Origin of the sequence: Paraglaciecola mesophila KMM 241, from assembly GCF_000315015.1 — a bacterium.
Lineage (GTDB): Bacteria > Pseudomonadota > Gammaproteobacteria > Enterobacterales > Alteromonadaceae > Paraglaciecola > Paraglaciecola mesophila.
This window is the reverse complement of sequence record NZ_BAEP01000056.1, coordinates 30,541-55,265: the sequence shown is the minus strand read 5'-3', so window position 1 is coordinate 55,265 and position 24,725 is coordinate 30,541. Positions and strand designations below refer to the sequence as shown.

Genomic DNA, 24,725 nt, shown 5'->3' with positions numbered 1-24,725 from the left:
TAACTAATGGCTTACGCATTTATACCCAAGTTGTTTTACTCTAAAGCTTACTCGGTGACGAGATTTTTCGAGTATAGCAAGGCGGATTGGCGTACGTAATAACGTGTTATTGCTAGACAATCCAACGCAGCTAGGCACAAAAAGAGCGTTATCCAGAGGCTCGGCTTATCCAGTATTCAGCTTATTTAGGCTGTGCGTGGAAGGTTTTTCCAGTCTCGTGCTTGCTTTCATCACTCATTAAATACAAATACAGCGGCATGATGTCCGCCGGAGTTTTTAAGGTTTCTGGATCTTCGCCAGGAAAGGCCTGAGCACGCATATTGGTGCGCGTTCCGCCGGGATTAATGCAATTGGCGCGTATTGATGTGTTCTCATTTTCATCGGCAATGACTTCCATCATCCCTTGGGTCGCAAATTTAGAAATGGAGTAGCTGCCCCAGTAAGCACGGCCTTTGAGCCCGACACTTGAGGTGGTAAAAACGATCGAAGCATTGTTTGATTTTTTTAAGACTGGAATCAATGCCTGTGTCATAAAAAACTGGCTATTCACATTCACCTGCATGACTTTATTCCAGTCTTCTTCACTTATCTGCTGCAAAGGCTCTAAGTGTCCCAGCAAGCTAGCATTATGTAAAACGCCGTCCAGGCTAGGAAACTGAGTATCAATGGTGTTAGCCATATCGCGATAATGTTGCGCTGTTGCACCCTGTAAATCCAGAGGAATAATGGCCGGCTCCGGGCCTCCATTTTTGACTATTTTATCGTATACCGCTTCGAGCTTACTGACTGTTTTGCCTAACAGGATTACAGTAGCGCCGTACTTTGCGAATTGTAGGGCTGCTTCTTTACCTATGCCGTCGCCAGCACCCGTCACGAGAATGGTTTTTGAGGCTAATAAACCTGATATTGGTTGAAAATCGAACATATATGTCTAATTCAAGTAAATTTTGCTGATTTTATCATTTAGATGTGAAAATATCCTACCGAATTAGTCTTGGAAGACTAGATTGTTTTACGTTACAAGTGATTAACAAACCTTTGCAAATCAATACCAAACTACATAAGATGGGCCAGGGAGCAACTGGTCTAACGTGTTATTTATACTGTTGATAGATGGGCATAGGTCTAATTGATTCCTAGAACATGCAAAGCCAATTGAATAATAAAGAGGTAGGGAAATACAATGAATAAACTTTTGCTTAGTGCGAGTATCGCAGCTGTGCTGGGACTTACAGGCTGTAATGGAGACTCCGTAGCAGATATAGAGACCAATACCCCTGTTGAAAAACCATTCGCTAGGGTGGTGTTTGACCCCGCCAACAGCGATCTCAATTTACCCAACGATTTGTTAATGTTGCCAAGTGGTAACTTTTTCGACTTTACATTAAATACTGAAGGTGATGCTGTATTTGATGGGGGCAACCCAGAGCACGCATTAAGCGCGTTAGATGGATGGTCAACTCAAAATCCATTCTCAATCAGAGTAACCCTACCTACAGGACTTGATATAGACGCAAGCAGCGTTAACGGCGCATCCATAAAACTCTTCAAAGCCACCCAAGCCTTAGAAGGCACTTCGGCAACGTGTCAGGCCATTGCCGCAGTAGCTGCAGCGCCGGGTGTGCCATGTGAACTCGGTGAAGAGCTTGTGTACGGAGTAGACTTTATTGCTTCTTATACGAATGAAGGCTCAGGTTCAATTGCTGTTATACCTCTTAAGCCATTGGCGTCTAGTCAAGGCCATATGCTAGTGGTAACTGATGCTTTGCTTGATACCGATGGAAAGAGCGTTAAAGGGTCAAGTTCGTGGGAGCTCGCTCGTCAAGACATCAATACTTTGCCCCTTGCCACCGAAGAACAGCTGCAATTGCAAACTTTAGTTAATAGTTTAGTGGATGTGGTGATCCCCTCAGGCATAGAACGCGAAGCGATTTCTTATGCGGCGTATTTTTCAACAGTCTCTGCTGGCACCGTGATGGATTCTATTAAAAACCTGCAAATTGCCGGTTATGCTACTGCATTTGGCGCGACTATGGCCGCGACAGGCGGCGATGTCGCTACTGCCGCAACGGTTGCTCGTGATTATTTACCTCAATTAAATGTATCGGCTGAAGGCATTACAAAAGCATTTGACGTCTTGGCTCCAGCATTGCTTTCTGAAGCCGAGTTAGCGCAACTGACAGCTGTTGGTTTAAACACCTGCGCAGGTCTTGTAACGAATATTATGGATACCAGCTCTGCTTTAAACGAGGTGGCCACGAAAACATTTGCAACAGCCGGCCCTTTCTGTGCAGCCACGCGCATCGAAGGCGAGGTGAAATTACCTTATTATTTGAGCACCACTAATCCGTTAGGTGACTGGTGGCGTGCAATGTGTACCAGTGGCGCTACATTGCAATTAATGGGCGCAGAAACTGTTACCTCTTTAATTCAAGCAGGGGCCGTTGGACCAAATGATGAGCTGTGCCAAGTTGCATCCCAAGGACAACTGCGTGATTTGGATTTATCGTCTTTAGGTATAGACGACCCACGCAATCTGACCAAGTTCAATCCTTTGCCTATGGCACAAGGAACGAACGAAGATGATGAGTCAACACCATTTAACGAAGCGGGTACTGAGACGCTAGGCGTGCAGTTTACCGTACCTGATGAATCAGTGATTGCCATGCTTTCGGCGGCAACCGGTGGTGTTATTGAAGTACCGACGAAACCCGAAGATGGTTGGCCCGTCATTATCGTTCAGCACGGTATTACCGGTCAAAAAGAGAATGCCTTGGTCGTAGCAGCCGCGTTTTCACTTGCAGGCTTTGCAACAGTTGCTATTGATCACCCATTACACGGTGCACGTGGTTTTTCCTTAGCCGATGGAACGAACGTAAATGCGTCTACCAATTCGCCTACGGATTACATGAACCTTGCGAGTTTAATTACTGCTCGTGATAATTTACGTCAAAGCGGGACTGATACCTTAGGTTTACGGCTAGCGTTAAATGCCATAAATGATGCGTCAGGGATGGTGGATGTTGATACATCTAAAGTTCATTTCATCTCACAAAGCTTAGGTTCAATTTCGGGTATGAACACACTCGCTAACGCGAATACGCCGTTCGAGGGTGATTTCGCTCCCTTTAGCGATATGTACAATGTCGATACCGCCGTGTTGAACGTGCCATCAGGCGGGGTGGCAAACTTTTTATTCGAATCACCTGACTTTGGGCCACTGATTAAAGGCTCTTTATTAGCTGCTTCATCAGAGGACTTTGTCGCCTTTTTAGGCCAATATGCGGCTGCCAACGGACTTACCGCAGAAGCGGCTATTCGCCCTGCCTTTAGCGCATTTTATGGTGCATTAGAAGATGCACCTAAAGCAGAGATTGATGCTACTTTCAGTCAGTTTGTGTTTGCGGCGCAGACAATATTAGATGCAGGCGACCCGATTAATTATGCACAACAAATGGCGGGCAATACACCTACGTTAATGCAACTCGTTGTCGGTGGTGGAGTGAATGATGACGGTACAACGGCGTTAACAGATCAGGTTAACCCTGTCGTAACTTCGTTGCCATTATCTGGTGGTATTCCATTGTCTCAAGTGATGGGATTGGAGCAGGTGTCGGCTACAATACAAGGTGATGCAACACAAAACGGCGTAGTGTATTTCTCAGCTGGGGCTCACCAATCTTTGTTTGTGCCAACACCGAGTGTTGCTGCTACAGCAGAGATGCAGAATCAAGCAGTCAATTACTTCACTTCTGAAGGAACAGATATTGTTATTTCAGATGAGTCTGTTGTGGCGAACTAATTCTTTACTTAAAGATAAAAGCTAGGCCTCGCCTAGCTTTTTTTTTGCGATTTAGTCCCAATATCGCTTAAGTCAGTTATTAAGGAGTAAACAGAATTGGAATTTTTGTATGAGTACGGCTTATTTATAGCCAAAGCAGTGACCATTGTAATCGCTATATTACTCGTCGTTGGAGGCGTAGTAGGGTTGATCAGTAAACAGAAACAACCTAAGGGAAACCTTGAAATAGACTCGATTTCAGAGCGCTTAGATGACATCAAAGATAATGTTAATCATTTAATTTGCAGTAAAGACGAGTTAAAGAAGAAAAACAAAGAGCAGAAAAAAGCGGACAAGGCCGCTAAGAAAGAGGCAAAGCACAAAGGCGACAACGATGAAAAAGGTAATCTTTATGTGATTGACTTTAATGGCTCTATGGATGCCCACGAAGTCGATAACTTAAGGGAAGAAGTAACCGCCATCATTTGCATTGCCAAGCCTAAAGATGAGGTGCTCGTTCGACTTGAAAGCGGTGGTGGGGTTGTGCATGGCTATGGACTTGCAGCATCGCAGTTACAACGCCTAAAAGACAAGGACATCCCCTTGACGGTTGCGGTTGATAAAGTCGCGGCAAGTGGTGGTTATATGATGGCCTGTGTTGCAGATAATGTATTGGCCGCAAAATTTGCCATTATCGGCTCTATTGGTGTTATTGCACAAATCCCCAACTTTAATAAATTATTGAAGAAAAACGATATTGAGTTTGAGCAACATACAGCCGGGCAATTTAAGCGCACGTTGACCATGTTTGGCGAAAACAATGATGAAGGACGTGAAAAGTTCCGCGATGAATTGGAAGACGTACATCAAATGTTCAAAGGCTTTGTGCAAGAGCACAGACCAGCGTTAGCTATTGATAAGGTCGCTACGGGTGAATATTGGTACGGCAGTAAAGCCTTAGACCTTGGATTGGTTGATACAATACAAACATCTGATGACTTTTTACTCAACGCGAATAACGATAAGAAAATTTATTCAGTCAAATATTCTGTCAAAAAGAATCTCGCTGAAAAATTTGGCATATCTGTAACCAAAGGCGTGGTGCAGTCGTTGATTAAGGTATGGAGTAAAACCCAAGTTATTGCCAAATAGGCAATTAGACTTACGATTAATTTTTGCTTAAAGATACCGGTTTAATGCCGGTATTTTTTTGTCTGAAAAAACTAACTGTGCAATTTTTATCTATATAATATATCGTTTAAATCAAAATAACCGCTTTACTGGGCTGTTAAATATAATTTAACAGTGTATATCACTGTTAGTGACAGCTAACTCTATTCGACCATTTAATCTGTTTGTAAGTTCAACTTTTTATCGTTATAAATAATAAGTAATTCAATACAAACCGGACAGTTTCTACTGAGTTATCAACCGTGCAACGCAAATCAGTTCACACTGAAAAATAACAATAAAAACGTGCATGCATAATTAAAAAACAAATAAAGTTGGAAATTAAATGAACACGTCATTAAACAAATTAACGAAAAGTATTCGCTACGTTATTGCTACATCGACGGCGGTTGCGGTCACCGCAATAAGTCCTGTATACGCTCAACAAGTAAAAGACGATAGTGCGGATGTAGAAAAAATAGCGGTGGTAGGAAGCCGCTCAGCCCCTCGTTCAGTTGCAGATTCTCCAGTGCCTATCGATATCATAGGCGGGGATGAGCTCGGTAAATCAGCATCCACAGATATGCTAGATATGCTAGTAAGTACGGTTCCGTCGTTTACTGCTCGCGCTCAACCCATTTCTGATGCTGCGACCCTCATTCGCCCAGTTAACTTACGTGGTCTGTCTTCAGACAGTACCCTCGTATTGGTTAACGGTAAGCGCCGTCACCGTGCTTCGGTTATCGCTTTTCAAGGCGGTGGCATCAATGATGGTGCTCAAGGTCCAGATATTTCGGTTATTCCTAGTTCAGCGTTAAAACAAGTCGAAGTATTACGCGACGGCGCAGCTGCTCAGTATGGCTCTGATGCGATAGCGGGTGTAATGAACTTTGTTTTAAAGGATGACGCTGACGGCGGTTCTTTATCCGTTAAACGCGGCGAGTATTATGAAGGTGACGGTGCAACAACCACTGTAGAAGGTAATGTTGGTTTACCGTTCACTAAAGATGGTTACGCTAACCTAAGTTTTCAGCTTAAAAATGCCGACGCAACCAGTCGTAGCGTACAGCGCCCCGATGCGGCTAATCTAATTGCTCAAGGTAATACTGCTGTTGGTGATCCTGCACAAATTTGGGGTAACCCAGAGATCAACGACGACATTAGCCTATTTGGTAACGTAGGGCTTGATCTTGGCGATGACAAGAAATTCTACATGTTCGGTAACTATTCCGAGCGCGATATCATCGGCGGTTTTTACTACCGAAACCCCCATAACCGTGGTCAAGTCTATTCAAATGATGGTGGGGAAACGCTATTAGTAGGTGATGTTGGCGAGGCCGCAGGGGAAGAGCGCTCTTGTGCAACAGTTGCTATTCCTAAAGTGACGCTAGCTGACGGAACGGTTGTTGACGGAAATGTGTTAGATACTGCGGCATATCAACAGATGGCTGCCGATCCTAATTGTTTCTCAATGAATCAAATTTTTCCTGGCGGGTATACACCCGCGTTTGGCGGAAACATCACTGATACCTCATTGGTTATTGGCGTTGAAGGCGAATTGAAAAGTGGTTTCTTATCAGGCGCGCTCTTCGATTTAAGTGGCTCTGTCGGTCGAAGTGAATCATCGTTTAACCTGACAAACACACTTAATCCTTCATTGGGATTAGACACCCCAACGGAATTTGATACCGGTAAGTACATTCAGTTAGAGAAAATGTTTAACCTTGACTTGTCGAAGCAAGTTGACGTAGACGGTATTGATTCGTTAAACGTTGCAGGTGGTCTTGAATGGCGTGAAGAGTCATTTGAAATTGTTGCGGGTGAAGAGGCCTCTTGGAAAGCTGGTGATTATGCATCACAAGGATTCAATATTGGCTCACATGGCTTCAAAGGTTTCGGTCCCGAATCTCAAGGCACTAATACCCGTCGCAGTGTAGCAGCGTATGTAGATGTTGAAGCGTATATTACCGAAGACTTATTGCTCGGCGCGGCGGTTCGTTATGAGGACTTTACGACCTTTGGCGATACCACTAACTATAAGTTGACGGCGCAGTATTCCGTCACTGATGAGCTTTCTTTGCGTGCTTCAACCAGCACTGGTTTTCGGGCTCCTACTGTAGGCCAAGCGAATGTGGTCAATACACAAACGTCTATCGTTGGCGGTGATTTGATTCAAAGCTTCTTGGCGCCACCGACTGATACATTATCAGCGTTTTATGGCGGTAAAGAGTTAACACCAGAAGACTCACAAAGCTTCGCTATCGGTGCGGTTTATCAAAGTGGCGACTTCTTTATCAGTGCGGATTTGTACAGCATCACGGTTGATGATCGTATTGCCCAATCTAGCCAAATTGACGTAAACCCAGATGACTACGAAGAACTGAGAACACTAGGTGTACAAAATCCTGAGCTTATTTCTGCTGTTACGTATTTCGCCAATGATTTTGATACTAAAACCCAAGGGTTAGATTTAGTGGCTAACTATACGCATCCTATCTTCGAATCAGGCGATACCAAGTTTTCATTAGCCTACAACTGGAATGAAACTGAAGTAGAGAAATTCAATCCAGATACCACAAGTGCAGGTAAGGTTAAACTGCTTGAAGAGGGCATTCCTCATCACAGAGCGACATTCACCGTATCGCAAAGCTGGGATACTGTTAGCGCCTTTATTCGGGTCAACTACTTCGGTGAATACTTCGCGGTACACGCTGATGATGCTGAACCAGGTGGTTGGAATGAAGACGCTGGCAGCAGTGCTACAGTAGATGCTGAAGTAAGCTACTTTGTAACTGACCAAATCACCTTGTCTGCAGGGGCGAGTAATTTGTTTGATACTGAAGCCCAAGAATTGCCTGCAAGCTCATTTGCAGCAGTTGGCGGCCGTTTTTATGAAAATGGTCCATTCGATTACAATGGCGGTTTCTACTACGTTAAAGCGAAGTACAACTTCTAAAATAATCGGTGACCTTTAAAAACCTTGTTACGATAATTCGTAACAAGGTTTTTTTTTGCACTTTTTTGCGAGCATATTTCACTCAAATCGTTTGGATGATGTGACGGAAAATATAGTGATTTGGTTACATTAGCAGAATTCTGCTATTTCAAGTGATCGTGTTTTAGTCAAGTTTCGTATATTCGCCAGACACATGTTTACATTTGAATTAAAAAGGGACGTACGTGAGCGCACTAGTTTGGTTAAGAACTGATTTAAGAAGTAAGTGGAATAGCGCGATAGATTATGCTGTCGTAAACCACGATAGCGTGACGGCGGTTTATTTTATCACCAAGGAGCAATGGGACACTTATAATCTGTCCAGCTGTAAGGTAGCCCTCATATATCAGCGTTTAGCGAATCTGCAAAAGGAGTTGGCCGAACGGAACATAGAATTGCAGATCATTGAGGGGAGTCTTTACCAAGCGCTTCCCGAGCGCCTTAAGGACATTTGCACTACTAATGGCGTCACTCATGTGTATTGCAATGCCGAATATGAATGGGATGAACGCCAGCGTGACTTGGCGGTTAAGAATATTCTTAAAGAGATTAATATCCCACTCGCCATGTTTCACGATACTTGTTTAGTGAAGCCTACTGAAATAATGAACCTTAAAAATGAGCCGTATAAAGTTTTCACGCCATATTTTAAGCGTTGGTTAGACAAGACCTTACAGCAATTACCTGGTGTGCCGGATAATCATAAAGCCAGTGATACTGGCCTGAGAAAATCAGCAAACGACAGTATCCCAATAGATTCATTATTGAAAACAGACGAGATGGAAATCAGTGAGCAGTTTTCAACCAATTGGCCAACCACCGCGGCTCAAATAACCAAAAAGATGAATGCATTTATCATCGAATTTGCCCCAGCTTACCCGAAAAATCGAGATATTCCGTCAGTAGAGGGTACCAGTAAGGTATCCCCTTATCTTTCTATTGGGGCCCTGAGTCCAGCGCAATGTTTATTCCATGTATTACAAGAGTACGGAGATGATGCGTTGTCACCAGATCATGGCGCCTACACTTGGGTAAAAGAAATTGCTTGGCGGGATTTCTATCGCTACGTAATGTATCACTTCCCCCATGTCAGCCGTGGGTTACCTTTTCAAAAGCATTATCAACACTTTAAATGGGAAAGTAACCAACACCACTTCGATGCATGGAAAGCAGGCAAAACAGGGTACCCGATAGTCGATGCAGCAATGAACGCTTTGCGAGAAACTGGTTGGATGCATAATCGATTGCGGATGATAGTAGCGAGCTTTTACTGTAAGCACCTTTTGTTACCTTGGCAGTGGGCGGAAGATTACTTTATGAGCCAGTTGATTGACGGGGATTACGCCTCGAATAATGGCGGCTGGCAGTGGAGTGCATCTGTAGGCACTGACGCAGCGCCTTATTTTCGAATTTTCAACCCAACGACGCAAAGTGAACGATTTGACCCTAAAGGCGAGTTTATTAAAACGTGGCTCCCTCAACTGGAACATCTGAGTGCTAAGCAAATACATGAACCCAGTAAACACTGTGACGTTCAACGAATAGGCTATGTATTACCTATTGTAGAGCACAAAGCATCTGTTATGCGCACCAAGGAGCAATTTAAAGGTTTTTTAGCAGCGCTTAAGTAAATTTATATATTTTATATTGTTTCGTATTTCAAGCCTACCAGGGTTACTGTTTCTTAGGGAAAATTACCCTATAATGCGCCGCATTCGCACCACACTCAGTGATTCACTGCGTGTGGTCACAGTCGACCACTATCGTGTAAAGGTTTGTAATATATGAGCATGACTAACGTGGCTTTACTTAGCTACTTGAATGAACTTTTGAAGCCCGAAAGAGTGCAAGATTTTTGTCCTAACGGATTACAAGTCGAAGGTAAAACGCACGTACAGAAAATAGTATGTGGCGTGACCGCTTCACAAGCCCTTATCGATAAAGCCATTCTGGAAAATGCTGACGCCATTTTTGTACATCACGGTTTCTTTTGGAAAGGAGAAACGGCAAATATCTGCGGTATGAAGAAAAAGCGCATAGCAGCGTTACTGAAGTACGACATTAACCTCTATGCCTATCATTTGCCCTTAGATATTCATGCCGGCCTAGGAAATAACGCTCAATTAGGAAAATTGTTGAATATTTCGGATATCAGCCCGTTGCCGTCTGAGTCTCCTGAGGGGATCGTTATGCAGGGACGAATTGTACCGGCTATGACGGCGCGAGCCTTAGCCGAAAAGTTGGGCAGTGTGTTAGGGCGTGAACCGCTGCATGAAGGCGCTGACTCTGACCTGATTAACCGCGTGGCTTGGTGTACGGGTGGTGGGCAAGGGTATATTGAAGCGGCGGCCCATGCGGGCATGGATGCATTTGTTACCGGTGAAGTATCTGAACAAACTATCCATACGGCCAGAGAAATGAATATTCATTTTTATGCTGCTGGACACCATGCTACTGAACGTTATGGCGCAAAGGCGATGGCTGAGTATCTCAACGCCAATACAGAGCTAAACGCAGAGTTTATTGATATACCCAATCCCGCTTAACACCCAATAGATCGACCACATTTTAACGAGAAACCGGATGCACAGCGAAAAGCGTGATCAAAATTTCGACGCCATTGCAGATAAGTTTGAAAAGAATATTTATGGAACAAGCAAAGGGCGCTTGCGCCACGAGCTACTTCATTATCATTTAAGCAAGAGTATTGATTTTTCAACATTAAGTACCGCACTTGACGCAGGCGGCGGCACGGGTGAAATGTCCCGGGTACTCCTTCAATCAGGGGTGAGTGTAACCTTAAGTGATATTTCAAATGAGACATTAACCATCGCCAAGCAAAAATGCGCTGAGTCTAGTGCGCTTTCAGTGATCCATAGCGATATCTTGGGCTTACCTGATTGTGAATATGACTTAGTCATTTGCCACGCTGTACTCGAATGGTTAAATGATCCTTATGTTAATGTTCGAAAACTCATTTCAATGACTAAAATTGGTGGCTATTTTTCGCTAACATTTTTTAACAAAGATGCGCAAGTGCTCGGCAACTTACTTTATGGAAACTTTGACTACGTTAAGCAGGGCATGAAGGTGAAGAATCAGGTACGCCTGAGCCCGAATAAACCGCTGCAACCCAAAGCAGTAATTGATTTTTTGCTGGCACAACCCGTCTCGATTACATCTATGGCGGGGATCCGCTGTTTTCACGATTACTTAAAAGATCCGACAATGCAACAAAGTCATTATGAACAACTCAAAGAAGCCGAGATAGCATTCGGTGATAAAGAGCCCTATATGTGGTTAGGCAAATATTTCCACATTCTTATGCGCAGAGACGCCTAATGAACGTTTAAATTAGTAAGTTAATATTATGCGCTTAATAGCGCTTCAATGTCCTTTTTAATCTGCTCCGGCTTGGTTTTAGGCGAATAGCGCTTAACCACGTTACCGTGTGAATCAACTAAAAATTTGGTGAAATTCCATTTGATACGGGTAGATCCAAAGATACCTGGAGCATGTTTCTTTAAGTACATGAATAAGGGGTGTGCATTGATCCCGTTCACTTCTACCTTGGCAAATAGCGGAAAAGAAACAGAAAACCGGGTTGTGCAAAATTGTTCAATTTCCTTATCATTACCTGGCTCTTGATGGCCAAATTGATCACACGGGAAACCCAATACTTCGAAGCCCTGTGTGGCATAGGTATCCTGTAATGCTTGCAATCCATTATATTGCGGCGTAAATCCACACTTACTTGCTGTATTCACAATCAACAACACCTTGCCGTGGTAAATATCCATTGAAAGGGCGTGGCCATTATTGTGTTTTGCAGCAAATTGGTAAATGTTATTCACGGTTTCATTCCGGTTTTCAAAGCGATGTAATATAGTGGCATTTTTACGAAAACTATCAAGGATTTAAAGCATCATTATGACAACAAAAATAGCGTTTATTGGACTCGGTGTAATGGGCTTTCCGATGGCTGGGCATCTTGCCAAAGCCGGTCATAAGGTCACGGTATACAATCGTACTCAGTCAAAAGCACAGGAGTGGTCGGCGCGTTTTGACGGTTTATCAAAAAATACCCCTGCAAAAGCGGCGAACGATGCTGACATCATATTTATATGTGTTGGTAACGACGATGATTTACGTTCGGTGGTTTGTGGAGAAAGTGGGATTTTAGCAACCGCAAAAGAGGGCGCTATTATCGTAGATCATACAACGGCATCAGCAGATGTGGCTCGTGAACTTTCAACGGTATCGGCACAGCAAGGAGTCGCTTTTTTAGATGCCCCCGTTTCTGGCGGACAAGCAGGGGCTGAAAACGGCCAATTAACAATCATGTTAGGCGGTGATGCTTCGAGTTTTACCCAAATTGAACCTATCATTGCATCGTATGCTAAATTCAGTCGATTACTTGGTCCAATCGGCAGTGGTCAGTTAGCAAAAATGATGAACCAAATTTGTATCGCTGGCGTGGTACAAGGTTTGGCTGAAGCGCTTCACTTTGGTCTAAACGCCGGGCTTGATTGTGAGTCTGTCATCGACGTTATTTCTCAGGGCGCAGCTCAATCATGGCAGATGGAGAATCGCTCAAACACAATGTTAGCGGGGAAGTATGACTTTGGTTTCGCGGTAGATTGGATGCGTAAAGATCTAGGTATTGCCCTTGATGAAGCTAGGAAAAATGGAAGTACGCTGCCACTGACCGCATTAGTTGACCAGTTTTATGCTGACGTGCAACGTGAAGGTGGCAATCGGTTTGATACTTCGAGTTTGCTTACTCGTTTGAAAAGCCATTGATACGCTACAATGCTAGGGCGTGTTATTTTTATCCCTTATTTGATTTTTTTGGGTGCCCCTCTCTGGTCAATAAACAAGCTTATCGAAGGTTAGGAAACCCAATAAAATACAAGGAGTCGTTATGAAACTAAGAAAGAGAGTATTGCTTTTGACCATTAGCGGGTTATCCGCTTGTTCATATCCCTATGGCTATCACGACCCGGCACCGGATACATGCGATGGTGCACCGGGATGTGCGATTTCTGCTATTTATTCAGGGGTAATAAAAACAAAACCCAAAGAGGGCCAAAAGTGCGCGGATATGTCAGGTGACAAGAAACGCGAATGTGTGGCACAGGTTGAATCTATCAAGCGCTCAATCAAGAATGCTAAGAAGCAGCCCCAGTAACGTATTTTTAGCCATGACTATTACACTAAAACGGCGCGTTTAGCGCCGTTTTTCGTTAACCGTATTAGGTGGCACTGATGAAACTCTTCCCTCACTAAGTAGTGACCGATTCGCAATGCCACTGGTGGCCGTGAAAACTTACATTTGCTTTTGCGTACTCTCTATCTGCGCGCCAAGTACGATTGTTTAGTTTAACTACGACACCAGGATAAATACGTTTATTTGCCGATACCATGATCCGTTGCTGGTAGTCGTCTTTATTTGCTGCAAGCTCAACGGCCTTACGTTCAAGCCACTGCATTAATTGGTGTTCATTGTCGAATAGTTCTTGAGCTGCACTGACTTTATCCCGCAGGTCATCAGGAATAAATTTACTGCGGATAAGCTTCATGCGATCTTCGTGTCGACTACAGTTTTGGCGAATTTGCCTAACCAATTCATCCAGTGAGTCTTTACGTGCTAACAGTGAATTAAACCCATCGCTGAAATCTAACGTTAAGTTACTACCAGAAACGGCGCCAAACGTACCTGCTTGAACACGGTTCTGACTGAAGATAGAACACGCAAATAAATTTCCATTAGGTTTATCAATCGGACCAACGAACATTTCCTGACGACATACTACTTTACTGAAGGCTAACTGACGACCAATGGTCACACCGCCGTCACATTTTATATCTAGCCCTTGACCATGTTGAATATGAATACTGCCTTTTGCGCGTAACGTCGTGCTGTACTCGGTTCCAGCATCATTCACTTTGCCCATTGCCCCTTCGGTAATTATGATATCGCCACCAGCACGAATAGTGGCTGACTCGACAAAACCGTTAACGGTTACATCGCCGGTTGCGATAATTTCCATTTTTTCTGTGATATCACCGTTGACCAAGACCGCACCGTCATAGTTGACATTGCCTGTACCGACGTTGACGCCTTTACAGATATAAGTATCGTCTACCCACATCTTTTGATCTTTAAATTTAGGCATGCCTGAAATTTCAGCGATAAGTAGATTCTCATCTTTTTCACTTATCGCAGTGCCATCACCTGGCCGTAGTGTTATCCATTCTCCCGCTTTAGGGCGGATAGTTTCCCCCGTGACGGTATATCCTGAACGTCCGTGGGACGGAGGCATTCTGCGCAGTAATTCGGTACCGACCTTCACACATATAATGTCGCCTAAATTGCGCATATCAACACGACCGTGTTGAGATGATTGAGGGCGCAATATGCGATCTAATGCATTTTGTACTAGCGGTTTGAGCTTAGATGAACGGCCTGTTTTAGGAGGCAATCCTTTCGCTATGGTGGCGTTGACGGTTTCTCCCGAGGCTGATGAGAGATAAGATTGATGCAATGCCTGCAGACGTTTAGTGCTCAATCCTCGTACGATATTACTTTTGTTTGCGAGGGTGACTAAATCAGATAGGGTTAAAATAGGTGCACCATAGCCTTTTTTGATCGTCATACTAGCGCTTAATTGGCCTTCTTCTACCTTACATTTAATCTCGTTATCCCGGCGCTCTCCTAAGCGCTCTACGAGGGTGCCGCTCGCTTCGGTTTTAATCGCTGTTTGCGTGTTGGCCAATAAAGTTTGGATAGCGTCATCATTTAGATAAAAATCGGCGTATTCACTTTCCTTAATAACTTTCAACACGACTTTAAAATCAATTTTACCGTTCAATTCTTGTGGGTTAATGTGCGCACTAAGGTGCGTATTCGTTTCATCAACCGTTAGGGTTATTCCATCCATTCTAATCACCTGCATTATAAATATTGAAACACTTCATCACTACAAACAACAATCTTGAATATCTAGATAAAGTCGACATCACTGTAACTATTATCGGTCATAAACAACAATGCATGATTATTTAAGAATATACAGTGATTAATACCTTGCTTAAAGTTGTTCAGCGTATGTATATAAAGCTTTAAGTATGGCTAATTTGTCGTTATTAGATTGATATTGCTCGCTGAGCAACTCTAAGGTTTGTACGTAATCCGTCATCGTAATACTCGATGGTGAGGTGTCATCCAATAAGCGGAACTTACGGTGGTTTTGCCAGCGTTGTAGTTCTTGTTCATTTAATGATGTTGGGAAATTTCGTGCTTTATAATAAAACAGTAGATTGTCTAATCTAGGATCTTCAAAGGGTAGTGTTAGGTCAACTAATTGTTCAGGACTGCTTTGCAACACTTGGTCCATTAAAGCGCGATCTTTTGGACTAAAGAAAGCTCCGCTATAAAGGGCATGGTCAGCGTCCTGCTCTATTTTTTCTCTACTCGTGCTGTGAACCGCAATCAGTTTATCAACCAATTCAGGGTGTTGTTTAAGTACCTTTAAATTTCTTAGGCACGCTTCTCTATCAATACCGAGTCTAACCGCGTTTGCTTCATCTAATGTCTTAGCGGGAGCAATTACCGGGCTTTTGTTTATATGTATCAATTTTATCGGTAAACGTTGTTCACCTTCTTCAAGCATATTGGATGGGGTATAGAGCTTATGAATTATCTCTTCCACCGACAAATCAATTAATGGCTGAATGTCTAACGCCAGATTTACCACTATAAAGGCATTTTTATTGGTGGGATGCTGGGCGACAGGGGCTATCCACGTACAGCACCCGTTTAAGGCTGGTAGCTTAGAGGATATATGTACCAATGGTGTATGGGCAGTGATATCGAGAAGGGCAATAACGTTTTTCTTAAACCGTAAATTAAACAAATAATCATATAATTTAGGCTGCGCCGTTTTGACCAGCTTTGCCATAGCGATCGTGGCATGCACATCAGACATGGCATCATGGGCTGCGGCATGCTCAATATTATTCGCTTTGCTTAAATCTTCTAATTTAAAACTAGGAGTACCATCTCCTTTTAATGGCCACTCTATGCCCTCAGGACGAAGTGCGTAACAGGCTCGAACTACATCGATAATATCCCAGCGGCTATTGCCATTGCGCCATTCACGTCCGTATGGGTCATAAAAATTTCGATACAAAGTGTATCGTGTCACTTCATCATCAAACCGGATATTGTTGTAACCAGCGACACAGGTTTCAGGCGTCGAAAATTCTTTATGAATCTTTTGAATAAAGTCGGGCTCAATCATGCCATCACGCAAACTATGTTGTGGCGTAATACCTGTAATCAAACATGCTTCAGGGTGAGGTAAATAATCATTGGGGATTTGATTAAAAATCATCAACGGCTGGGTAATGATATTCAGGTCCAAATCGGTTCGAATACCAGCAAACTGACAAGCAGGATCTTTTTGAGGATTAACGCCCCACGTTTCGTAATCGTGCCAATATATCGAGGGTGTAGACACAGTATTCCTTATGATTTTCATTCTCAGGGGGATCTCAACAGAATTACGTTGCAAACTCAAATTAAACCCAGTTTTTTGTTCATAACTATGTAATTTAAATGAACATTATATTTATTTATCTTCAACATACTAAAGTTCTACTTATAAAACCTATTAAAACCGACAGTTTGTGCTTAACTCTAGTTGTGTTAACAATTTGTTGTTCAAATGGTAGCTCACCTTTGGAGTATTTATGCAATCATTACGAGTTAGCGATTATATGAATTGTCGCCCTGTCACCTTTTCCTTAGAAATGTCTGTAGCCGAAGCCGTCGAACGTTTATTACAAAGTGGACAAACGGGGGGGCCGGTTGTCGATGATAAAAATAAAGTCGTTGGCTTCCTGTCGGAGCAAGATTGTTTAGTAAGAATGATCGAATCAAGTTATTACCGAGAGCAAGTTTGTCGAGTAAAAGATATTATGCAAACGGAGGTTATTTCAATTCGTCCTTACGTTTCTGTGATTGAACAAGCGCAGAAAATGTTAGTCGCTAAACCTAAGGTATACCCGATCGTTGACGATGACGGTTATTTGTTAGGCACAATCAATCGTTCTCAGCTGTTGAATGCAATAGATATGCAGCTAAGAGACGGATACCGTATAGCCGGTTAGGCTTTTTTAGGGTTTTACCCAATCGGTACTAGTATTTAAATTCTCATTCTTCTAGGATCAACACCCATTGTGGTTGTCCCTAGTATGAGCAAATTTTATTGTCTTCACATTTATCAGAAACGCAAAGCGCTGCGTTAACTTATTCCCAATTAAACGAACTGACGTCAGTGTGTATGACGTCAGATCGGTTTCGTTTTCAACGCCGCTTTAAACAGATTCAACGATTCGACAGCAAAAAGAAAAACGAAGCCCTCGCCAAGTTGAGTAAAGATATCGATAGGTCGGTGTTATTAAAAGAGCAAAGGCAAGCCAATCTTCCCAAAGTAGAATACCCAGACTTACCCGTTACTGAACAAAAACAGAAAATTTCAGATGCGATCCGTGATCATCAAGTGGTGATTATTGCAGGTGAAACGGGTTCGGGGAAAACAACTCAAATTCCGAAAATTTGTTTAGAGTTAGGGCGAGGTGTAAGTGGTTTAATCGGCCATACTCAACCACGAAGACTTGCCGCTAGAAGCGTCGCCAACCGCATCACAGAAGAGCTACATAGTGAAATCGGAAATGAAGTCGGGTTTAAAATTCGTTTCTCAGATCAAGTGAGTGACCGTACCTATGTAAAGTTAATGACAGACGGTATTTTGCTCGCAGAAATTCAACAAGATAGATTTTTAAATCAGTATGACACCATTATTATTGATGAGGCGCACGAGCGAAGCCTCAATATTGATTTTATCCTCGGTATACTAAAGCAATTACTGCCTAAAAGACCAGATTTAAAGTTAATCATCACCTCAGCGACGATCGATCCTGAGCGGTTCTCAAAGCATTTCGATGATGCTCCTATTATTCAAGTGAGCGGCCGAACCTTCCCGGTCGAAATGCGTTACAGACCATTACTTGATGACGATGGTGAGAACGACAGGGACCAAGCGCAAGCGATAATTGATGCCGTAAACGAACTAGGAAATCATAGCCAAGGGGACATTCTGGTCTTTTTGAGCGGTGAGAGAGACATTCGCGATATGGCAGATGCACTGACACGACAACAATTCAGACACACCGAAGTCGTACCGCTTTACGCTAGGTTGTCTGCAGCAGAACAAAACAAGATATTTCAATCACACTCAGGTAGACGCATCGTACTTGCCACCAACGTCGCTGAAACATCGTTAACAGTGCCGGGGATCAAATACGTTATTGACCCAGGTACGGCACGTATCTCACGGTACAGTGTACGCAGTAAAGTACAGCGTTTACCCATTGAGCCTATTTCCCAAGCTTCCGCCAATCAGAGGGCAGGGCGTTGTGGGCGCGTATCAGATGGTATCTGTATACGTTTGTACAGTGAAGATGACTATAACAATCGCGATGAGTTTACTGATCCCGAAATTCTAAGAACGAATTTAGCCTCAGTCATCTTGCAGATGATGGCGTTAGGCCTTGGCAAAATTGACGAGTTCCCCTTTGTGCAAATGCCAGACTCACGCAGTATCAATGACGGCTTTAATCTGCTCGAAGAGCTTGGTGGAGTCGAGAAAAATACTGGGCGGTTAAACTTAACTACCATTGGCCGTCAAATGGCGCGCTTACCCATCGATCCCCGCTATGCGAGGATGATTGTCGAAGCAGAAAAACGCAATAGTATGCGAGACGTATCTATTATTACTGCTGGTTTGAGCATTCAAGACCCACGAGAGCGCCCTCAAGATAAACGGCAAGCGGCTGATGAGAAACACCAAGCATTTGCCAATAAAGATTCTGACTTTTTATCCTTATTAATGCTTTGGTTAGAATTTAAAGCAAAACAAGTCGAGCTGACTAACAATCAATTACGCAAGTGGTGTAAGCAAAACTTCATTAACTATTTACGTATGCGAGAGTGGCAAGATATCGTAAGCCAGTTGAAAAAATCTATCGCAGAGCTCGGCTTTAGTATCAGCCAGGCAGAAGCGGATTATGAAGCAATTCACCAAGCGATGGCTGCTGGTTTACTATCTCATGTCGGGAATAAAGATAAAGACAAGGAATACCTTGGGGCACGTAACGGCCGGTTCATGTTATTCCCTGGGTCAGGAATTGCCAAAGCGAGTCCTAAATGGGTAATGGTTGCTGAGCTTGTGGATACATCCAGACTATTTGGTCGAATGGGGGCAAAAATTGAACCTCAATGGTTGGAGTCATTAGCGCCTCATTTAATCAAACGTAATTACAGCGAGCCACATTGGTCGAAGAAGCAAGGAGTTGTCCAAGCATTTGAAAGTGTGACTATGTACGGCTTACCGTTAGTAACTAAACGTCGCGTTGTTTACAGCCAAATAGACCCAGTTGTTAGTCGCGAGATTTTCATACGAGAGGCGTTGGTTAATCAAGATACTAAGTTAAATGACGATTTTTTAACTGAAAACCAATTAGAAGTGGATGAAATTAAAGGGTTAGAGGACAAGACACGCCGCCGCGACTTGTTGGTGGATGAAGAGGCATTGGTTGATTTTTATGCTCAGCTTATTCCTGCACATGTATGTAGCGAGGCCAGTTTTAAGAAATGGTGGGGTAAAACTAAAAACGTCCAGCCCGACTTGCTAACCTATTCAAAGCAAATGCTGCTTAAGAGCTCGCCGACAAAGTCACATGCATATGATTTCCCTGAAACGTGGCAACAAGGCAATTTAACCCTTCGTTTAGATTATCACTTCAACCCCACAGATATAGATGATGGGGTCAATTTGTTGGTACCGCTTTCCTTATTAAATCAGTTGACTGTTGTGGGGTTTGATTGGTTAGTGCCTGGGCTGCGTCACGAGCTTATCGTCACACTTATTAAATTGTTACCAAAACGGCTCAGGCGAAACTTTGTGCCTGCGCCTAACTACGCGGATGCTTGTTTGTCCGATATCACTCCATTAGATAAGAAAGGCCAACCTATTGCTTTTCTAGGTGCTATCAGCCAAAAGTTAAAGCGCATGACCGGGGTAGAAGTGGAATTAGAAGAATGGCAGATAGATAGCCTACCTTCTCATCTACGCTTTAATTTTAAAGTGCTAGATGATTATAACAAGGTCGTGCAACAAGGTCGGGATCTGCAAGCGTTACAGCACCAGTTACAGGGAAAAGTAAAGCAGAGTCTGAGCAAAATGGCGAAACCTGGGTTAGAAAGGTCAGGCATAACTCAGTGGGATTTTGAGCAGTTACCCACCGAATATGTTAGTAAGCAAAGTGGATTTAATGTAAAAGCGTACCCCGCATTGGTGTCTGAAAAAAATGCGGTAGCGATAAAACTATTTGATAAGCCGCATATGGCACAGCAAGCGCATCAACTAGGTTTACGACAGTTAATTTTATTATCGATTCCGTCACCTATTAAATATCTGCATGAAAAACTGCCTAATAAGGCAAAGCTCGGTTTGTACTTTAACCCATTCGGGAAGGTTGCTGCCTTGATTGATGATGTGATCGCGGCCGCAACAGACGAGCTGATAGAAAGCTACCGTGAGCTTCACGGTGACATTCGCACGCCAGAAGCCTTTCAAGCCTGTAGCGAGCATGTTCGCAGTGAAATAAACGATAGCGTATTAACTATCGCCCAGAAAGTTGAAATCGGCTTAACCAAAGCGCATCAAATCAAGAAGAAAATGAAGGGCAATGTTCCGATGGCGATGATCAATGCCTATGGGGACATAAAGCAGCATTTAGACAGTTTAGTTTTTAATGGATTTGTGAGTGATATCGGCGCTCGACGTTTGAGCGATTGGCAACGCTATATTGAAGGGATCGCCAGGCGAATCGAAAAACTACCTATCGACCCAACAAAAGACCGTTTGCATCAATTGAATGTAGAAAAAGTGCAGGGTGAGTATACAAAGCGGTTGCAGAAAATCCCTGCTGGCTTACCTGTACCTGACGAATTAAAAGAAGTTCGCTGGATGATGGAAGAGCTTAGGGTGTCATTCTTTGCCCAGCAATTGGGCACAGCTATGCCGATATCTACTAAACGGATTATCAGCCAATTAGAAGCTAATTAGCTCGATTAGTGGCGATTTTTATATTTAACTGAGTGGATTACGCAAAGTCCGTTGACATTGCTTAATCCGCACCCTATAAACACACAGTAGGCAATAAACTAGGACGGAATTTTTGATGTTAGGCTACAATGACAAACGTAATTTTTTTCGCATGATGGTCAATTCAGCGTGCGAGATAGTGGTTAACGACGATGAGTCGAGTCGTACGTTGCACGCAGTATGTAAGGATATAAGTGCTACAGGCATGTCATTTGAAGTGGAAGAGCAATCCGTAGAAATCGGTACCGCTGTTGACGTTTATATTGAATCAACAAACAGCCAAATCCCTTCCTTATCAGCCAAAGCACGCGTGGTGCGCTCTGAGTGCAATGAAGACAGTACCTGCGTGATTGGCGTTGAAATTACCGAGATGAATTAGCCTTTGAACTAACAGGCTGTTTATATCATTGGTAAACGTGCTAAGAAGCAAAGCATGGTGTAGAGAAATAAACAAGCGCTAAACTTAAAAGGCGCGCTTGTTAGGTTTATCTATAACAACTCACAATACTACCTTACAGCACTTTGCAGATTAGCCCCTTCAAGTAAAATCCCTCAGGGTAGTTTGTTGAGACCGGATGATCAGGCGCTTGTGATAAGCGCTGGATTATTTGTACTTCTCGGCCGGCATCTAATGCCGCATCTGCTACGACTTTTTGAAACAAATCGAATGGCATTAAACCGGAACAGCTAAATGTTGCCAGAATGCCACCAGGCGCCATGATCTGCATTGCCAGCATGTTAATATCTTTGTATCCACGACACGCTCTATTAAGCGAAGCCTTAGAGTCTACGAATTTGGGTGGGTCGAGTATAATTTGAGAAAACTGTTTAGACTGCGCTTTGTAATCACGTAATGCTTGAAAAACATCATGATTAATAAACTCACATTTTGAACTATCAAGCTGGTTAATATCCACGTTGCGTTTAGCCGTTTCAAGGGCAAGGTCAGATACATCTAAGCTAGTAACGCTACGCGCACCGGCAGCAAGTGCATAGCTACCGAATGTGCCTGTGTAGCAAAAGCAGTTTAATACGTCACGATCTTTGGCATATTCAGCGGCGATAGCCCGATTATCGCGTTGATCTAAATAGAAACCCGTTTTATGACCTTGTTTCACATTAACGATGATTTTTACACCATTTTCTTCAATGATGACTTCATCTGGTATGTCGCCAGCAAGCACTTGGGTGATTTCTTCTAACCCCTCTTTTTTGCGCACTGCTACATCACTTCGCTCATAAATTCCATGCTCAGGAAATTGTGCTTTTAGCGCCCATATTATTTTTTCTCTATGTTTATCAGCCCCTGCTGAGAGTAGTTGGCAGACAATAACATTGGCGTAAACATCGATGGTCACCCCTGGTAGGCCATCTGATTCAGCGGCAATTAAACGGTATCCGGTTAAACCATGTCGCTCAATTAGCTCTTCTCTAGATTGTTGGGCTCTAGCGATACGACGTTGAAAAAAACCGTTGTCGACACTTTCATTTTGCGTAAACGTCCATATTCTAACTTGTATCTGAGAATGTGGTGAATAGGCTCCGCGGCCTAGCCATACGTCTTCGTGACTATAAACATCGACGGTATCGCCGAGATTCATTCGGCCTTTAGTGCTTTCAATTGCACTGGCAAATATCCAAGGGTGACGACGTAATAAAGACTTTTCTCGACCGGGGTGAAGTGTAACGCGTGATGACATAGTGTGTTGGTTTCCAGCATACAAATTGAAAGTAGATGAGCGTGGCGCAAATTACATCGTCAAAAGTTCAAATTAAAACAAAAATTCAATGGAGAATTCATGCAATTTATCGATTATGAAGAAGGTACGGCAACGGACACGCTTTTTGTTAATGATACTACAAAACCTACCCTCAAACAGGGGCAAGTGTTAGTTAAGGTACACAGCTTTGGTATTAACCGCGCTGATACATTACAGCGCCAAGGTAAATACCCAGCACCTAAAGGGGAAAGCCCGATTCTTGGTCTTGAGGTATCAGGTGAAATTGCCAGTCTTGGAATGTCTGCTGATACCGAGTCTTCTCGTTGGCAAATAGGCGATGAAGTATTCGCACTTGTGGCTGGCGGCGGTTATGCAGAGTATGTGGCGGTCAATTCAGAACACATAATGCATAAACCAAAAAATGTTGATATGCCGAGTGCCGCCGGTATTGCCGAGGTTTTCTTAACAGCTTACCAAAGTTTGTTCCAAGTAGGTGGGTTAAAACCTGGTCAGCGGGTACTGATACATGCTGGTGCGAGTGCTGTGGGTCTTGCCGCAATTCAATTAGCAAAAGCGGATGGTTGTCATGTCAGTGTCACCGCATCAAATGAGAAAAAACTTGCGGTATGCGAAAAGTATGGTGCCGATCGACTGATAAATTACAAAACTCAAAATTTTGCTGAATGTTTCGAGCAGGGTGGAGTCGACGTTATCATCGATTTTGTTGCAGGGGATTATCTCAACAGAAACTTAAAAATTCTCAACGCTGATGGAACAATAGTGTACTTAGCCATGTTGGCTGGTCGATATGCTGACAAATTAGACATGGCACTGATGCTTGCTAAACGTGCCACCATCACAGGCTCTACGCTGCGAAGCCGAAGCGACGAATACAAAAGCGCTTTAATAAGTGACTTTTGCCGCAGATTTTTAATACATTTTGATAATGGTGATTTAAGACCTGTTATTGACACTCAATATAACGTAAAAGATATTGCGTTGACCCACGAACGCCTTGAACGAAATGACACTATGGGTAAATTGGTTGTTTGTTGGGATTAATCTATCCGCCACATCGTTGTTAAATTGGCCTGTTGTTAGAAGTATTTAAAGAGGTGTGGCGCGGGTCGAGTGGTTAACCGGCAGGGAGGTAGGTAATTGAATTTGTGCGCGATTGTTGGGAAGTATAGACCCAGAAATGAAAGGTTAGAGATAATAAATTACCTCTAACCTCACTTTATAAAGTAGCAATTAAATAATAACTATTGCTGTTGAAGTACACTGAACTCTTCTTTAGACACAAACCCATCTTTGTTGCTGTCTAATTCGTTGAATATAGTCGCCAAAGTAGTATCGATACTGGCTTCTTTTGCACTTAACATATTGTCTTCATTTACATCTAAAGCGGCAAAAATATCCGTTGCGGCAAATGCGCCCCCTGACGTTAGGGCGATAACACCCGCTATAATAATTTTTTTCATACGTTTCTCCACGTTATTTAAGAATGTCGTTTGGTCTGTAAAGCGCTAGGATTGTTTTAACTTTATGTTGATTTGAATAATCTTCAATCTTGAGCTCAAGGCTATAAAGGCTATAAAGGCTATAGAAGTCTAGCTCTCTAACTCACTAGCGCTAAGGTAACCATCCTTGTTTACGTCTAACTCAGTAAAAACAGAGGACAGGGCTGCGTCTGAGGAGGCTTCTTCTAGGCTAATACGACCGTCATTATCCGCGTCTAACGCGTCCATTATATCGTCTTGTGCCAATACACTGCTTGAGGCGAAAAGTAGGCTAGTAATAACAATTAACTTTTTCATCTT

General features: G+C 43.1%; 19 protein-coding genes. 12 read left to right on the top strand and 7 right to left on the bottom strand.

The window, feature by feature from the left end; translation table 11 throughout:
• Positions 1-181 precede the first annotated feature (181 nt).
• Positions 182-925 (bottom strand): YciK family oxidoreductase, encoded by a 744-nt coding sequence (locus GMES_RS13900; RefSeq protein WP_006993351.1) that lies wholly within the window; start codon positions 923-925, stop codon positions 182-184.
• A gap of 258 nt (positions 926-1,183) precedes the next feature.
• Here GMES_RS13900 and GMES_RS13895 point away from each other — a divergent pair, with 258 nt between their 5' ends.
• The 6 genes from GMES_RS13895 (at position 1,184) to GMES_RS13870 (ending at position 11,288) form a co-directional block, all read left to right on the top strand.
• Positions 1,184-3,802, top strand: a complete 2,619-nt coding sequence (locus GMES_RS13895; protein WP_006993350.1) for a VolA/Pla-1 family phospholipase — start codon at positions 1,184-1,186, stop codon at positions 3,800-3,802.
• A gap of 96 nt (positions 3,803-3,898) precedes the next feature.
• Positions 3,899-4,933, top strand: coding sequence for a protease SohB (sohB, locus tag GMES_RS13890; protein ID WP_006993349.1), 1,035 nt, complete (start codon positions 3,899-3,901; stop codon positions 4,931-4,933).
• 364 nt (positions 4,934-5,297) lie between these two features.
• The gene (locus tag GMES_RS13885) at positions 5,298-7,907 is read left to right on the top strand and encodes a TonB-dependent receptor plug domain-containing protein (RefSeq protein WP_006993348.1); all 2,610 of its coding nucleotides are present in this window, start codon (positions 5,298-5,300) and stop codon (positions 7,905-7,907) included.
• 224 nt (positions 7,908-8,131) lie between these two features.
• Positions 8,132-9,577 carry a cryptochrome/photolyase family protein gene (locus GMES_RS13880; protein WP_006993347.1) on the top strand — a complete coding sequence of 482 codons (1,446 nt, stop codon included), beginning with the start codon at positions 8,132-8,134 and terminating at the stop codon, positions 9,575-9,577.
• 153 nt (positions 9,578-9,730) lie between these two features.
• Positions 9,731-10,492 carry a Nif3-like dinuclear metal center hexameric protein gene (locus tag GMES_RS13875; RefSeq protein WP_006993346.1) on the top strand — a complete coding sequence of 254 codons (762 nt, stop codon included), beginning with the start codon at positions 9,731-9,733 and terminating at the stop codon, positions 10,490-10,492.
• 37 nt (positions 10,493-10,529) lie between these two features.
• Positions 10,530-11,288: a methyltransferase domain-containing protein gene (locus GMES_RS13870; protein WP_006993345.1), complete on the top strand. Its 759-nt coding sequence runs from the start codon at positions 10,530-10,532 to the stop codon at positions 11,286-11,288.
• A gap of 26 nt (positions 11,289-11,314) precedes the next feature.
• Here GMES_RS13870 and GMES_RS13865 read toward each other — a convergent pair whose 3' ends face one another.
• Positions 11,315-11,800: a glutathione peroxidase gene (locus GMES_RS13865; RefSeq protein WP_006993344.1), complete on the bottom strand. Its 486-nt coding sequence runs from the start codon at positions 11,798-11,800 to the stop codon at positions 11,315-11,317.
• Between the two features lie 76 nt (positions 11,801-11,876).
• Between GMES_RS13865 and GMES_RS13860 the strand changes: the two genes are divergently transcribed.
• Together GMES_RS13860 and GMES_RS13855 are read left to right on the top strand one after the other, a co-directional pair.
• Positions 11,877-12,749 carry an NAD(P)-dependent oxidoreductase gene (locus tag GMES_RS13860; protein ID WP_006993343.1) on the top strand — a complete coding sequence of 291 codons (873 nt, stop codon included), beginning with the start codon at positions 11,877-11,879 and terminating at the stop codon, positions 12,747-12,749.
• Between the two features lie 121 nt (positions 12,750-12,870).
• On the top strand, positions 12,871-13,137 hold the full coding sequence (locus GMES_RS13855; protein ID WP_006993342.1) for a hypothetical protein: 267 nt from the start codon (positions 12,871-12,873) through the stop codon (positions 13,135-13,137).
• Between the two features lie 94 nt (positions 13,138-13,231).
• Here GMES_RS13855 and GMES_RS13850 read toward each other — a convergent pair whose 3' ends face one another.
• Both GMES_RS13850 and sbcB read right to left on the bottom strand, forming a co-directional pair.
• The gene (locus tag GMES_RS13850) at positions 13,232-14,890 is read right to left on the bottom strand and encodes a flagellar assembly protein A (RefSeq protein ID WP_006993341.1); all 1,659 of its coding nucleotides are present in this window, start codon (positions 14,888-14,890) and stop codon (positions 13,232-13,234) included.
• Between the two features lie 150 nt (positions 14,891-15,040).
• Positions 15,041-16,471 (bottom strand): exodeoxyribonuclease I, encoded by a 1,431-nt coding sequence (gene sbcB, locus GMES_RS13845; RefSeq protein WP_006993340.1) that lies wholly within the window; start codon positions 16,469-16,471, stop codon positions 15,041-15,043.
• A 232-nt stretch (positions 16,472-16,703) separates the two neighbouring features.
• Between sbcB and GMES_RS13840 the strand changes: the two genes are divergently transcribed.
• From GMES_RS13840 to GMES_RS13830, 3 genes are all read left to right on the top strand, one after another.
• Positions 16,704-17,123, top strand: coding sequence for a CBS domain-containing protein (locus tag GMES_RS13840; protein ID WP_006993339.1), 420 nt, complete (start codon positions 16,704-16,706; stop codon positions 17,121-17,123).
• 98 nt (positions 17,124-17,221) lie between these two features.
• Positions 17,222-21,145, top strand: a complete 3,924-nt coding sequence (hrpA, locus tag GMES_RS13835) for an ATP-dependent RNA helicase HrpA (protein ID WP_006993338.1) — start codon at positions 17,222-17,224, stop codon at positions 21,143-21,145.
• 115 nt (positions 21,146-21,260) lie between these two features.
• Positions 21,261-21,563 (top strand): PilZ domain-containing protein, encoded by a 303-nt coding sequence (locus GMES_RS13830; protein ID WP_006993337.1) that lies wholly within the window; start codon positions 21,261-21,263, stop codon positions 21,561-21,563.
• Positions 21,564-21,696: 133 nt separating this feature from the next.
• Here the strand turns inward: GMES_RS13830 and GMES_RS13825 are convergent, their stop codons facing one another.
• A complete protein-coding gene (locus GMES_RS13825) occupies positions 21,697-22,884 on the bottom strand; it encodes a class I SAM-dependent rRNA methyltransferase (RefSeq protein ID WP_006993336.1) in 1,188 nt (395 codons plus the stop codon).
• A 99-nt stretch (positions 22,885-22,983) separates the two neighbouring features.
• On the opposite strand from GMES_RS13825, the gene GMES_RS13820 reads away from it, so the two are divergent.
• Positions 22,984-23,967 (top strand): NAD(P)H-quinone oxidoreductase, encoded by a 984-nt coding sequence (locus tag GMES_RS13820; RefSeq protein ID WP_006993335.1) that lies wholly within the window; start codon positions 22,984-22,986, stop codon positions 23,965-23,967.
• A 200-nt stretch (positions 23,968-24,167) separates the two neighbouring features.
• On the opposite strand, the gene GMES_RS13815 is transcribed toward GMES_RS13820, so the two are convergent.
• Together GMES_RS13815 and GMES_RS13810 are read right to left on the bottom strand one after the other, a co-directional pair.
• A complete protein-coding gene (locus GMES_RS13815) occupies positions 24,168-24,386 on the bottom strand; it encodes an EF-hand domain-containing protein (protein WP_006993334.1) in 219 nt (72 codons plus the stop codon).
• Between the two features lie 129 nt (positions 24,387-24,515).
• On the bottom strand, positions 24,516-24,722 hold the full coding sequence (locus tag GMES_RS13810; RefSeq protein WP_006993333.1) for an EF-hand domain-containing protein: 207 nt from the start codon (positions 24,720-24,722) through the stop codon (positions 24,516-24,518).
• Positions 24,723-24,725 lie beyond the last annotated feature (3 nt).